This window comes from Glutamicibacter sp. NPDC088483, assembly GCF_044753145.1.
Classification (GTDB): Bacteria; Actinomycetota; Actinomycetes; order Actinomycetales; family Micrococcaceae; genus Glutamicibacter.
The window spans coordinates 96,581-109,066 of sequence record NZ_JBIVMP010000007.1 but is presented as its reverse complement, the minus strand read 5'-3'; the positions used below and the strand labels follow the sequence as shown (position 1 = coordinate 109,066).

The window sequence follows — 12,486 nt, the reverse complement described above, 5'->3', positions numbered from 1 at the left end:
GATTATTTTCCTGCCTTTGCTTCGCCGATCGAGTTCAATCCAGTAGGAACGGTGCCGTTGATGAAGTAGTCCCCCACCGAGCGTGCCTTGAAGGCCACCGGATTGTGGGTGGCCACCGTGCGGGCATTGCGCCAGAAGCGGTCCAGCGACTTGGTGGTCGAAATCGCCGAGGCCCCGGTGACGTCGAAGAGCTCGCTGGTGGCGTCCAGGACCAGCTTCGGCGTGGCCACGTGAGCTTGCTGGACGGCAAGCTCTGCGCGCAGGTAGGCCGCTTGCGGGTCCAAGCCCAGATCCTCGTCGAGCGCCGAATCCAGTTCCCGGGCTGCGGTGACCACGATGCTCTCTGCAGCGAAGACATTGGCCGCCAAACGGCCGACAAGTTCCTGGATCTGCACGTCATCCTTGAACAGCGCGCCGGAGCCGGTGCTGAAGGTTCGCGTGCGGTTGGCAACGATGCCTGCTGCGGCATTGCGGGCCCCCTTGCCGATACCTGCCAGTACGGCGAGCAGGCACAACTGGAAGAAGGCAGGTTCGAGGGTGGAAGCTATCTTGCGTTGAATGATATTGGCTTCTTCCACCGCAACGTCAGTGAATATCGCGGTGCCGGTACCGGTCAGCGGCTGGCCGAAGCCATCCCAGTCGTCAAAGATCTCCACGCCCTCGGCATGGCGATCGACGATGGCGTATTGGCGCCCCTCAATCCCGTCGGTGGTCGCCATGACCACTACCCAATCGGCGAAGATCGAGCCAGTGGTGTAGTACTTCTCGCCGCGCAGCACCCAGCCTTGCCCGGTCTGGACCAGCTTGGTATTGGTGGTGCCAAGGGCATTGCCGCCACGCTCGGTCGCAGCGTTGCCGAAGATTTCCCCGGCAAGCACCCGCGGGAACCAGCGGTCCTGGAACTCTGCCGGCTGCAGGGAGATGGTTTCTACGAAGGAGAAGTGGCTGCGCAGCAGGTGCGCCACATTCGAGTCCGCCGCGGCCAGCTCAATCAGCAAGCGGAACAGATGCTCGTGGTTGATAGGCGAACCGCCATGGCTTTCTGGCACACGCAGCGTGGTGAAACCGGCATCCTTGAGCCACTGCACCTGCTCGAAAGGCAGGATGCGCTGCTGCTCGCGTTCACAGCTTCCTTCAGCAATTCTGGCAAAGACCGCTTGGAATCGCTCCAGAAGTTCCTGGTAGCGGCTTTCGATTGCGGGCGCGGCGATCATCGTCATGGGTTCTCCCTGCAGAACGTCGATACTTTGAGTAAAGGAGTCGGAAAATGTGGTGCCCCACAACGCCGAAGTTCAGCGTCGTGGGGCCAAGGGCCTACTTATTCCAGGTGGCGAAGTCCGCTTCGAGATCGCGGTCCCAAGGAGTGCCCAATGCACCGTCGAGGTAGCTCGCGTACCATTCGCGCACCTCATCGGAGTGGTAGGCCTCTTCCAGCGCCTTGCCCTTTTCGGTGTCCGTAAACCCTGGCTTTGCGCCGATGATGTTGATGTACGGGAGCGCTTCTTCTTCCTCTTCGAAGAGCAGTGCGTCCTTCGGGTTCAGTCCGATCTCGGCGCCGAGCCGGGCGAAAAGGAACCCGGCATCCACGTCAGGCAGGGTCTTTGAGAGCGACTGCTGATCTACCTCAACGAACTTGAAGCCCTTGGGGTTCTCCAGGATGTCGTTCTGCGACAAGTGAATCACGCTCTTGCCCTCAGCTACCTTCAGGACACCGGCCTTATCCAACAGGGCCAGAGCGCGTCCGTTGTTGGCGGTATCCACAGGCAGTGCGATGGTCGCACCGTTGGGCAGGTCCTTGATGTCGTCGTATTTCTTCGAGTACACGCCGGCAGGCGAGCTGTACATGTAGAAGGCCGGCTCCACGTCGACGTTCTGATCCTTCTTGAACTGTTCCAGGTAAGCGCCGTGCTGGAAGAAGTTGGCATCGTATTCGCCATTGGACACCACGTGGTTCGGCTGCACGATGTCGGTGACGTAGGTAGCCTCCAGAGTCCAGCCCTTTTCGGCCAGCAGCTTCTGTGCGATTTTGGTTGGTTCCTGCGATGGGGCCGATTCGGTGACAATAACCTTGATGGTCTTGTCACCGGTGCCGGCGGCCTGTCCACCTGCCAGGCCGCAAGAAGCCAGCGCGAGGAGTGCGGCGGAGCCGGCGGTGAAAGTTAGGAAGGTGCGGCGAGAGAATGCCATGGTGTTGTCCTTTACTGAAATGCGAGTTGAGCGGGTTTTGTGTTTAGCGCTTGTCAGCGGCGCGCGATAGCCGAGTTCCGACGAACTGAACTGCATGCACCAGCAGGATCATCAACACGATGGCTAGCAGCATGACTCCGGTTTCATAGCGGTAGTAGCCGTAGCGGATTGCGAAGTCGCCGATACCGCCTCCGCCGACCAGTCCGGCCATGGCCGAATACGAGATGAAGCTGACGGTCATGATGGTGATGGAAGACAGCAGTGCAGGCTTGGCTTCAATCAGCAGCACTTCACGGATGATCTGTCCCCGGGTGGCGCCCATGGCCTGCGCTGCTTCGACAACGCCATTGCCAAGCTGGCTGATGTTCTGCTCCACGAACCGGGCGAAATAGGGGATCGCGTTGATGGTCAGCGGAACGATAACCGCCGCGGTGCCAATGGTAGTTCCCACAACGAATCGGGTGAACGGGATGATGGCGATCAGCAGGATGAGGAATGGGAAGGAACGGATTGTATTGACCAGCCCGTCAACGATTCGGTGCAGTCGCGGACGTGGGCGCAAACCGTTGGGAGACATCGAGTAAAGCCAAATGCCCAGCGGGGTTCCCAGGAGAATCGCGATCGGGATGGAAACCAGCAGCATCGCAAAGGTCTGCGCCATGGCGACCCAGATTTCCGGGGCAAGTTCGATGATGCGGTCAAAACTGAAAGCTGCTGCGTTGCCGTTGCTCGTGGCTAGCACTACTGACGTGAAATTCATTGGTAATCCAGGTTCTCTATACGCGGGCTACGGTGGCAGCGACGGCTTGGTCCTGCTTTGGCTGGCGGTTAAGCGTGAGTTCGTCACTGATCAGGTAGCGGCCGATTGGCGTCACTGGTTCAAAGCCTGGTTCTCGCAACGAACTCAGGGCGAACTCTTCAACTACCGCTCCGTCTTCCATGACCGAAACCTTGTCGGCAATGGCCTTAATAACGTTCATCTCGTGGGTGACGATGACTGTGGTGATGCCAAGGCTGGCGTTGATGTCACTGAGGTATTGCAGCACCGACGTTGTCGTTCTAGGATCCACGGCACTGGTTGGCTCATCGCACAGCAGGACCTTGGGCTCGGTGACCAGCGCGCGGGCAATGGCGATGCGCTGTTTCTGGCCGCCCGAAAGCTGTCCTGGATAGGCGGCAGCCTTGTCAGCGAGGTCCACTATGGACAGGGCTTCCAGCGCACGTTCACGGCGTTGCTTTTTCGGAACACCAGCGAACTTCAGATTCAGCTCGACGTTCTGTTGCGCGGTGCGATTGTTCAGCAGGTTGAAGTGTTGGAAGATCATCCCGATCTCATGACGCTGCTTTCGCAGGTCTCCTTCACTGAGCCCGGTCAGTTCGACGCCATCCACGATGACCTGGCCCGACGTGGGACGCTGCAGCAAATTGATATTGCGCAATAGCGTTGACTTTCCCGCACCGGAAAATCCGATAATTCCATGGATGGTTCCGGCCTGGATTTCCAGCGAGACATCCTTGACGGCCGTGAATTGATCTTGGCCCTTGCCGAAGGCGGTCGTTACGTTTTCAAGACGAATCATCATCGCTCCCTTGGTGCTTGGTTATGCGGAGCGCACTTCGCGAAAATCATCTGCGTTCCACAGATTTTCCGTCGCGAAGTGAAAGTACTCCATCGGTTCTGGCTGTAGCACCGCTCCCTCTCGGGTGGTTGCTGCGACGTCGTTGAGCCAGATCTCTCAGTCGCTCTGGATGGTGTGCGTTCGGTTGTACGAGCCGAACAATTCAAGTCTGGAGTCCACGCCCGCAGGCCGGCAAACGTTACTTCAATCGGCGTCATCAAGTCATAGTCCGGACGGATCCACGCTGAAATCACGCAATAATCCACGTAGCAATCTGACACATTTCGCTACTTCCCCTCTTTGTGACGAAAGCCTTGCAGTTTCTGCCCATCTCTCGCTGGCTTGTGCCAGCAATCTTGGGTGGGGAATTCAGCGATGCCTACGGTGGTTGTAGCAGATGCAGACCAACGAGAGGACCCCATGAAGATCGCAATTACCGGTGCCACCGGACAGCTTGGAAATCTAGTCATCGACGCGCTGCTGGCGCGCGGGGCGAATGCCGCTGATCTGGTCGCCATTGGCCGCTCCGAGCAGAAGCTGGAACCGCTGGCAGGCAAAGGCCTGGAAACCCGTGTTGCCGATTACAACGCCCAGCCAACTCTCGTGTCCGCACTCGAAGGCATAGACAAGCTGCTGCTGATTTCGGCCAGCGAGGTGGGCCAGCGCGTTGCCCAGCATGAGAACGTCATCAATGCCGCCAAGCACGTGGATGTCTCGCTGATCGCCTACACCTCCATTGCCAACGCCCTGTCCGGCGGCATGAAGCTCGCCGAGGAGCACATCGCCACCGAACGGCTGCTGGCCGGATCCGGCATCGACTACGTGCTGTTGCGCAATGGATGGTACATCGAGAACTACACCGACCAGTTGATGGGCTACCTCAACAGCGGCACGGTGCTCGGTGCCGCCGGCGACGGCAAGATCAGCGCTGCCGCCCGTGCAGACTATGCGGATGCCGCTGCGGCCGTGCTGCTTTCCGAGGAAGACCAGAACGGCAGGATCTACGAGCTGGGCAGCGACAAGCCATTCACCCTCGCCCAGCTTGCTGGCGCGGTTGGCGCTGCCGCCGGCCAGGACATCGCCTACCAGGAAATGGATCCCGGGCAACTGGAAAAGATCTACGCTGATGCCGGCGTCCCCGGACCGTTCGCGCACATCCTCGTCGATACCGACATGCGCATTCGAGAAGGAGCGCTGGAGGTGGACTCCGGGGAGCTGGCTCAGCTGATCGGCCGCGCCCCGGCTTCCTTGGGCAAAGTCATCAAGGACAACCTGGACAAGTAGCCCAGGTGTACTAGGGTTCCAGCGGGCAGGCACTGGCGGCGATCGAGGCCGCGGTGCCTGCCCGCCGCTTTAACGCGTCACAACCCGGAATATTCGCGCGGCAATGCCGAAATTGCCGCGCAAACCCATGGTGCTGCGTGTCACAACCGCGTGGCGAGTTCCCGCTCCCGTAAATTTGCGCATACTTCATCCCCACCTGCAGAGGAGATCAAAGCATGCCACGAGTACGTTTAAGATCAGTTGCCTGCGCGGCAGCCATCGCCTTGGGCCTGGGAGCTTTCTCAGCGCTTCCGGCGAGCGCCGAACCACGGCACACCCAGAAGGACCCGACCGCCATCGGCACTGGAGGCGCAGTCTCGTCGGTTGATCCGGAAGCCACGGCTGCCGGCATCGAAATCCTGCGCAAGGGAGGCAACGCCGTCGATGCGGCTGTGGCAACCGCGGCGGCACTGGGCGTCACCGAACCCTATAGCGCAGGCATTGGCGGCGGCGGATACTTCATGCACTACGATGCGAAGTCGGGCAAGGTCAGCACCATCGACGGCCGCGAAACCGCCCCGGCAGGCATTGGGCATGATGCCTTCATCGATCCTGGAACCGGCGAGCCGTATAACTTCACCCCGGACCTGGTCACCAGTGGTGTGGCCGTAGGCGTGCCCGGGACAGTGGCCACCTGGCAGCGCGCACTGGATAATTGGGGTTCGCAGAACCTGAAACAGGTTCTGCGGCCGGCGACCCAGATCGCTTCACGCGGCTTTGTCATCGACGAGACGTTCCGCGAGCAGACCCTGGACAACAAGGAACGGTTCGCCGCGTTCACCTCCACGAGCGAATTGTTCCTGCCCGGCGGAGATGCTCCGGAAGTCGGGAGCATTTTCAAGAATCCGGATCTCGCACACACCTACCGGATGCTGGCCAAGCAAGGCATTGATGGATTCTATGAGGGCGAACTGGCTGCCGACATCGCCCAAACGGTACAGGCGCCGCCAAAGAGCAAAGACACCACCCTCCCGGTTCCCGCAGGGCAGCTGGGCACCGCCGACCTGGCCGGCTACGAAGTGGTGGAGCAGGCACCGACAAAGGTGAACTACCGGGGCTACGACGTCTTCGGCATGGCTCCTTCTTCCAGTGGCGGAACGACCATCGGCGAATCGCTGAACATTCTGGGCGAATTCGATTTGCCAGCCATGGAAGAACCCGATGCCTAGCATCATTATTTCGAGGCAACTGCGCTCGCCTACGCTGATCGCGGCAAGTACGTCGGCGACCCCGCGTTCACCAGCGTCCCGACCCGGACCTTGACGGACAAGTTATTCGGCGCGGATCGTGCCTGCGCCATTGATCCGGATCAGGCCGCAACGAAGCCGGTCGCTCCGGGCGACCTTGAAAACTATGATGGCCAATGCCCTGCGGCTACCAGCGAACCGGTAGTGGAGCAGGATACGGAGAACATCTCCACCACCCATCTGTCGGTCGTGGACCGTTGGGGCAATGCCGTTTCCTACACGTTGACCATCGAGCAGACCGGCGGCTCGGGTATGGTGGTCCCCGATCGCGGTTTCCTGCTGAACAACGAGCTGACCGATTTCTCCACGGTGTACGACCCGCAGGATCCGAACCGCATTGAACCTGGCAAGCGCCCGCGTTCCTCGATGGCTCCGACCATTGTCCTGCAGGACGGCGAGCCGGTGCTGGCCATCGGCTCCCCCGGTGGTTCAACCATCATCACCACGGTGCTGCAGACCCTGGTGAACCGCATTGATCTGGGCATGGATATCAGCGAAGCCATCGCCGCTCCACGTGCTTCCCAGCGCAATACGGCAGTGGTCACCGCGGAACCGGAGTTCATCCAAGCCCATGGTTCGGCGCTCGAAGCCTTCGGGCACAAGCTCGCGCCAGCTGGGGATTCCTTCACTCCGCAGGCGGAAATCGGGGCGGTTGAAGCGGTGGAAATCGCTGCCGACGGCACACTCACCGCCGCGGCCGAGCCCACGAGGCGCGGCGGCGGTTCAGCCATGGTGCTGCAGCCAACCGAATAGGCCCGCAGGCAGACGGCGGCCCCCGGCAACTTCATTCGAAGGTGCCGGGGGCCGCTGTCTGCTGCGCTAGCAGGCGATGCGCCTAGGCCTGCGCGGCCATCCGGTTGGAGATCTTGTACCGGGCTGCGCGGTGGGTGTCCTTCACGCGGTCGCCGGCGCCGAACATCTTGTGGCGCAGCGAGCCCTCGGTGTATTCGGTCTTGTAGACCCCGCGCGCCTGCAGCTCGGGAACCACGTACTCGACGATGTCCTCGAAGGTGCCCGGAGTGACAGCATAGGCGAGGTTGAAGCCGTCCACGTCAGTGTAGTCCACCCAGTCGATGAGCTTCTCGGCTACCTCGGCGCCGGAACCAACGGAGACCGGGCCGAATCCGCCCACGCCGATCCATTCGGCCAGCTGGCGGATGGTCCACGGCTTGCCGGTATCGCCGCTGGCCTTCTTGAAGGTTTCCACCGAGGACTGGATGGCGTTGGACTTCACGTCGTCGCCGATGACATCGTCGGGACCGTAGACGGACATGTCGATGCCGGTCCAGCCGGACAGCAGTGCCAGCGACCCCTCGATATCCACGTAGGAGCTGTAGTCCTGGAACTTCGCCTGGGCCAGTTCGGTGGTTTCGGCGGTAATGATGGTCTGCATGGCGAAGACCTTGATGTCGTAGCGGCCACGCCCGGCGGCCTCGGCAGCGTCACGGATCTTGCTGACCGCTTCCTTCAGCAGGTCGCGGGTGGGGCAATTGACGAAGATCGCTTCGGCGTTCGACGCGGCGAACTCGGTGCCGCGCTTGGAGGCGCCGGCCTGGTAGATCACCGGGGTGCGCTGGGTGGACGGCTCGGTGATGGCGATGCCCGGGACCTTGAAGTACTTGCCCTCGTGCTCGATCGGGTGCACCTTGGCCGGGTCGGTGTAGACGCCGGTGGCCTTGTTGTTCTGCACCGCGTCGTCTTCCCACGAGCCTTCGAGCAGCTTGTAGACCACCTCGAGGTACTCATCGGCGTGGTTGTAGCGCTCGTCGTGCTCCATCTGGTCTTCCTGGCCCATATTGCGGGCCGCCGATGGCAGGTAGCCGGTGACGACGTTCCAGCCCACGCGGCCGTTGGTCAGGTGGTCCAAGGTGGCCAAGCGGCGGGCGAAAGCGTACGGGTGCTCATAGGCGGTACCTGCGGTGACGCCGAAGCCGAGGTTCTGGGTCACAGCGGCCATGGCGGAAACCAGCATCATCGGGTCGTTGACCGGTGCCTGCGCGCCGGAGCCCAGCGGGGTCACGTTGGTGCCCTTGTACACGTCGTAGGTGCCCAGCACGTCGGCGAGGAACAGCCCGTCGAACTTCCCCTTTTCCAGCACCTTGGCCAGGTGGGTCCAGTAGCCCAGGGTGTTGTAGGTCGAGGCCTTGTCCTGCGGATGGCGCCACAGGCCCGGCGACTGGTGCACCACGCAGTTCATGTCGAATGCGTTGAATAAGATCTCGCGCTTGTTCTCGCTCATGGCTTTGCCCCCATAGGTCGGTAATCGTGGAAAGTTGCTGGTTTGCGTCGCAGGCCCTCAAGCCCGCTGGGTTGAATCTTCGCCGGTGACGGACAGCCGCTGCGGCTGGACACCGTTGATCTCGTAGTCCCCGACGATGCGCGCCTTGTAGATCGCCGGGTTATGCGTGGCGATGGTGCGCGCATTGCGCCAGTGCCGGTCCAGGTTGCAGCCGCTTCTGGTGGACGAGGCTCCCAGTCCGTCGAAGAGCTTGCTGGTCACGCCGATGGCCAGTGGCTGCACCACGGTTTGCGCGCGGTTGGCGGCCAGCTCGCATACTGCGTAGCGTTCTTCGTCGTTCAGTCCCGGGTCGCCCAAGGCGGCTTCAACTTCGAGTACCGCGCCGATCACCACGGAGTCGGCAGCGAAGGACTCCGCGGAAACTTCGCCCACCAGCTGGAGGACCTGGGGTTCCTGGTATACCGGCACCCCGGTTCCGGTGGTGAAGATGCGGGTGCGCGCCTGCACCGCGCTACGCAGGTCGTTCAGCGCGGCGCGGGCGATGCCGGCCTGCACGGCCATGAGCACCAGCTGGAAGATCGCCGCTTCGGAGTCATTGGTCTGCTGCGGCATGAAGCAATCCACCGGGACCTGGTGGAATTCGGTGGTGCCGGTTCCGGTGAGCCCCTGGCCGAATCCATCCCAGTCGTCGAGGATCTTGACGCCGCTGCGCTGGGTGGAGACCACGGCGATCTGGCGGCCGGCGAGCTCCGGGTGGGCCACGGCAACGGTGGTCCAGTCGGCAAAAATGGTGCCGGTGCAGTAGTACTTTTCACCGTCGATCACCCAGCGCCCGTCCACGGTGCTGGCCTTGGTGTTCAAGGTGCCCAGGGCGTTGCCACCGCGTTCGGTGTAGGCGTTGCCGATAATCTGCCCGGCAGCGATGCGAGCGACCCACTTCTTGCGCAGCTCTTCGTCCTCCAGCGCCAAGACGTTCTCGACGAATGCGACATGTGCACGCCACAGCTGGCCTACGTGGGAGTCCGCCTCGGACAGCTCGATGAGCAAGCGGAAGACATCCACCAGCCGTGCGCCGTAGCCCCCATCGGCAACGGAAAGGCGCAACGCACCGAACCGCTCGCGATTCAGCAGGCCTACCTGCTCGAAAGGAAGCACGCGGTTCAAGTCGCGGTCCTTGGCGGTTGCGGCGATCTGCGCAAAAACGGGACGGAAGATTTCGGCCAGCCGGTCGTATTGCTCATCCGCACTTGGTCCGGGGGTGATTTTCAGCAATTGCCTAGTCGGCAACTGTTCTTCAAACTTGTCCAGGCCCATTGCGGTGGCCTGCGAAGGGTCACTGAGCTGGTTGAAGTCCAGTCCGAGGGCATTGTGCGATTCACCAATAGGCATCAGGGTTCTCAATTCTTTCCATCGGTCCTGGCGGTAGCACCGTCCCGCTATTGGGGTGGTTGCTGCGGCGTCGTGGAGCCAGATCTCTCAGCCGCTCTGGATGGGTCGTAATTCATTTGTAACGGTAATAAACCGGTGATTCCAACCCGCGAAGTCACATTTCGTCCCAGTGCCGGCAGTGCCCATCTTCAAATTTCACAGCCTAATCCGTGTCCTGCCGAAGATGAGTTGCAAAGTTTTGCTTAATGTCAAGCAAACCGGCCTGCAATAAAATAAATAACGAAATTTCTGGGCAATGTGACGTAGTTGTCGAAGATTTTTTCATATTACGCGAGATTTGCGTTCAAATCGTTCGACTCGTTGTAATGGACACGTAACCATCCCGAGCGGCCGAGAGATCTGGCTCGTTGACGCCGCAGCAACCACCTTTGGAGTTTTGCTCTGCAGGCCGGTGCTACCGCCAGGACCGATGGAGATGAACATGACTCTTTCCTTTGCAGCGCCCGAGGCAGCTCCCGTTGTCTCAGCTTCAAGCGCCCTGGACGTGCAGTTCAGCAACGTGTCGCGGACCTTCACCACCAAAATGGAAAGCCGCACCGTCCTGGCCGATATCAACCTGCAAATTCCAGCAGGTCAAGTCCTGGCCATTCTTGGAGCCAGCGGTTGCGGAAAATCCACGCTGCTGCGTTCAGTATCGGGCTTGGACCACCCCACCACCGGCACCATTCGCACCGGCACCCGCGAGGTCACCGGCATCAACGAGTTATGCGCCGTTGCCTTCCAGGAGCCCCGGCTGCTGCCATGGCGCTCGGTTCGCCAGAACATTGCACTAGGCCTGGCACCGGAAACCGATAAGCGCGCCGGCAACTCGCTGATCGATGAGTTGATCGAGCTGACCGGTCTGAGCCATGCAGCCAGCTTGCGCCCACGAGAGATCTCCGGAGGCATGGCGCAGCGGGTTTCGCTGGCTCGCGCGCTGGCTCGGCGCCCGGGTGTATTGCTTCTTGATGAACCCTTCGGAGCCCTCGATGCGCTGACACGCTTGAAGATGCAGGATCTGCTGCTCTCGATTCACGCATCGTTCCCCACCACCGTTCTCATGGTGACCCATGATGTGGACGAGGCGTTGACTTTGGCTGACCGCGTGATTGTTCTGGGGCGAGGCGCTGGGCATAGTGCAGCGGGCGTCATCGAAGATCTGTCCATCTCAGCTGGGCATCCACGCCGGCATACCGATGAAAAGTTCGTTGCAGATCGTCTGCACCTATTGCGCCTGCTCGGCGTCGACCCAACCAACCATTAGTCCCGGGCACGCCGTGGGGCCCGAACCATTCGGCGGCCTCTCTGCCTTTCACCTACACCGCTTGCACGCACAATTCTAGGATTCTCCATGCTTTTGAACCGTCTCACCCGCCGCACGGCATTGTCCGCCGCCGCCTTGCTCGTTGGCGCAATTGCCCTGACCGGCTGTGCTGGCGAAAACGCTACAGCCTCCTCGGATGGTCAGACCCTGTCCATCGACTTTGCCACATACAACCCGCTGAGCCTGGTGCTCAAGGAAAAGGGATGGTTGGAAGCAGCCGCCAAGGAGCAGGGCGTAAATGTCGAATGGATCCAGTCCGCTGGTTCCAACAAGGCCAATGAAGCTCTTCGCGCCGACGCAATCGATGTTGGTTCCACAGCCGGTTCCGCTGCGCTCCTGAACCGTTCGAACGGTGCACCCATCAAGACCATCGCACTGTATTCGCAGCCGGAATGGGCAGCCCTGGTAGTGGATAGGGACTCAAAAATCGAGTCCGTTGAAGATCTCGCTGGCAAGACCGTGGCCGCTACAAAGGGCACCGACCCATACTTCTTCCTGCTGCAGGCGCTGGAATCCGCGGGCTTGAGTGAAGCTGACATCAAGCTGCAGAACCTCCAGCATGCCGATGGACGTACCGCCCTGGCCAACGGCTCGGTTGATGCCTGGAGCGGTTTGGATCCGATCATGGCCGCTGCCGAAAAAGACGGCGCGCAACTGGTTTACCGGAACTTGGATTTCAACACCTACGGTGCGCTGAACGCTCGCGAAGACTTCATTGAGCGGAGCCCCGAACTCGCCCAGCTCGTTGTCGATGCCTACGAAAAGGCTCGTGGCTGGGCAGCTGACAATCCCGAGGAAACCGCAGAAATCCTGGCCGACGTAGCAGGGCTCGAACCAGGAGTTGCTGCCACCGTCATTGAGGAACGCTCCAATCTGGACGTTCCGGCAGTTCCCGACGCCAAATTCACTGGAGTCCTGAGCAAGATTGCTCCCACGCTGGTCGCTAGCGGCGATGTCTCGGAGCAGGAATCCGTTGATGAAGCTCTGGAAACCCTCATCGATGACCAGTTTGCCGTCAAGGCAGACGCAACAAAGATCTCCGGAGAGTAACCAGCCATGAGTCCCACTAACGTGGCTGGAACCCGCGGAAGCCAAACACCTGCCAAGCAGAAGGCCAGC

9 protein-coding genes, 1 pseudogene and 3 riboswitches are annotated in these 12,486 nt (G+C 60.9%); of the genes and pseudogenes, 4 read left to right on the top strand and 6 right to left on the bottom strand.

Features of this window, described 5'->3' with window-relative positions; genetic code table 11:
• Positions 1-2: 2 nt before the first annotated feature.
• The 4 genes from ACIP6G_RS15255 to ACIP6G_RS15240 all read right to left on the bottom strand — a co-directional run bounded on the left by ACIP6G_RS15255 (position 3) and on the right by ACIP6G_RS15240 (position 3,770).
• Complete coding sequence (locus tag ACIP6G_RS15255; RefSeq protein WP_400291121.1) at positions 3-1,220, bottom strand: acyl-CoA dehydrogenase family protein; 1,218 nt, start codon at positions 1,218-1,220, stop codon at positions 3-5.
• 94 nt (positions 1,221-1,314) lie between these two features.
• The gene (locus ACIP6G_RS15250; RefSeq protein WP_105657961.1) at positions 1,315-2,187 is read right to left on the bottom strand and encodes a MetQ/NlpA family ABC transporter substrate-binding protein; all 873 of its coding nucleotides are present in this window, start codon (positions 2,185-2,187) and stop codon (positions 1,315-1,317) included.
• Positions 2,188-2,230: 43 nt separating this feature from the next.
• Positions 2,231-2,947 (bottom strand): methionine ABC transporter permease, encoded by a 717-nt coding sequence (locus ACIP6G_RS15245; protein WP_105657960.1) that lies wholly within the window; start codon positions 2,945-2,947, stop codon positions 2,231-2,233.
• 16 nt (positions 2,948-2,963) lie between these two features.
• Positions 2,964-3,770, bottom strand: coding sequence for a methionine ABC transporter ATP-binding protein (locus tag ACIP6G_RS15240; protein WP_286134248.1), 807 nt, complete (start codon positions 3,768-3,770; stop codon positions 2,964-2,966).
• A gap of 83 nt (positions 3,771-3,853) precedes the next feature.
• Positions 3,854-3,943, bottom strand: a riboswitch (SAM riboswitch).
• Positions 3,944-4,226: 283 nt separating this feature from the next.
• On the opposite strand from ACIP6G_RS15240, the gene ACIP6G_RS15235 reads away from it, so the two are divergent.
• Entirely contained in the window at positions 4,227-5,090 is an 864-nt protein-coding gene (locus tag ACIP6G_RS15235) for an NAD(P)H-binding protein (protein WP_332498689.1), read from the top strand.
• Positions 5,091-5,305: 215 nt separating this feature from the next.
• Positions 5,306-7,129, top strand: a pseudogene (ggt, locus tag ACIP6G_RS15230) (gamma-glutamyltransferase).
• A gap of 82 nt (positions 7,130-7,211) precedes the next feature.
• Here ggt and ACIP6G_RS15225 read toward each other — a convergent pair.
• Together ACIP6G_RS15225 and ACIP6G_RS15220 are read right to left on the bottom strand one after the other, a co-directional pair.
• Positions 7,212-8,615: an LLM class flavin-dependent oxidoreductase gene (locus ACIP6G_RS15225; protein ID WP_400291118.1), complete on the bottom strand. Its 1,404-nt coding sequence runs from the start codon at positions 8,613-8,615 to the stop codon at positions 7,212-7,214.
• A 57-nt stretch (positions 8,616-8,672) separates the two neighbouring features.
• Complete coding sequence (locus ACIP6G_RS15220) at positions 8,673-10,004, bottom strand: acyl-CoA dehydrogenase (protein WP_400291116.1); 1,332 nt, start codon at positions 10,002-10,004, stop codon at positions 8,673-8,675.
• Between the two features lie 15 nt (positions 10,005-10,019).
• Positions 10,020-10,111, bottom strand: a riboswitch (SAM riboswitch).
• 267 nt (positions 10,112-10,378) lie between these two features.
• Positions 10,379-10,480, top strand: a riboswitch (SAM riboswitch).
• Between the two features lie 5 nt (positions 10,481-10,485).
• Between ACIP6G_RS15220 and ACIP6G_RS15215 the strand changes: the two genes are divergently transcribed.
• Together ACIP6G_RS15215 and ACIP6G_RS15210 are read left to right on the top strand one after the other, a co-directional pair.
• Entirely contained in the window at positions 10,486-11,307 is an 822-nt protein-coding gene (locus ACIP6G_RS15215) for an ABC transporter ATP-binding protein (protein ID WP_400291114.1), read from the top strand.
• Between the two features lie 87 nt (positions 11,308-11,394).
• Positions 11,395-12,417: an aliphatic sulfonate ABC transporter substrate-binding protein gene (locus ACIP6G_RS15210; protein ID WP_400291113.1), complete on the top strand. Its 1,023-nt coding sequence runs from the start codon at positions 11,395-11,397 to the stop codon at positions 12,415-12,417.
• Positions 12,418-12,486: the final 69 nt, after the last annotated feature.

Coding starts and splice junctions, on each gene's coding strand:
- ACIP6G_RS15215 (WP_400291114.1), top strand. CDS start 10,486: ATGACTCTTTCCTTTGCAGCGCCCGAGGCAGCTCCCGTTGTCTCAGCT.
- ACIP6G_RS15250 (WP_105657961.1), bottom strand. CDS start 2,187: ATGGCATTCTCTCGCCGCACCTTCCTAACTTTCACCGCCGGCTCCGCC.
- ACIP6G_RS15220 (WP_400291116.1), bottom strand. CDS start 10,004: ATGCCTATTGGTGAATCGCACAATGCCCTCGGACTGGACTTCAACCAG.
- ACIP6G_RS15245 (WP_105657960.1), bottom strand. CDS start 2,947: ATGAATTTCACGTCAGTAGTGCTAGCCACGAGCAACGGCAACGCAGCA.
- ACIP6G_RS15235 (WP_332498689.1), top strand. CDS start 4,227: ATGAAGATCGCAATTACCGGTGCCACCGGACAGCTTGGAAATCTAGTC.
- ACIP6G_RS15210 (WP_400291113.1), top strand. CDS start 11,395: ATGCTTTTGAACCGTCTCACCCGCCGCACGGCATTGTCCGCCGCCGCC.
- ACIP6G_RS15240 (WP_286134248.1), bottom strand. CDS start 3,770: ATGATGATTCGTCTTGAAAACGTAACGACCGCCTTCGGCAAGGGCCAA.
- ACIP6G_RS15255 (WP_400291121.1), bottom strand. CDS start 1,220: ATGACGATGATCGCCGCGCCCGCAATCGAAAGCCGCTACCAGGAACTT.
- ACIP6G_RS15225 (WP_400291118.1), bottom strand. CDS start 8,615: ATGAGCGAGAACAAGCGCGAGATCTTATTCAACGCATTCGACATGAAC.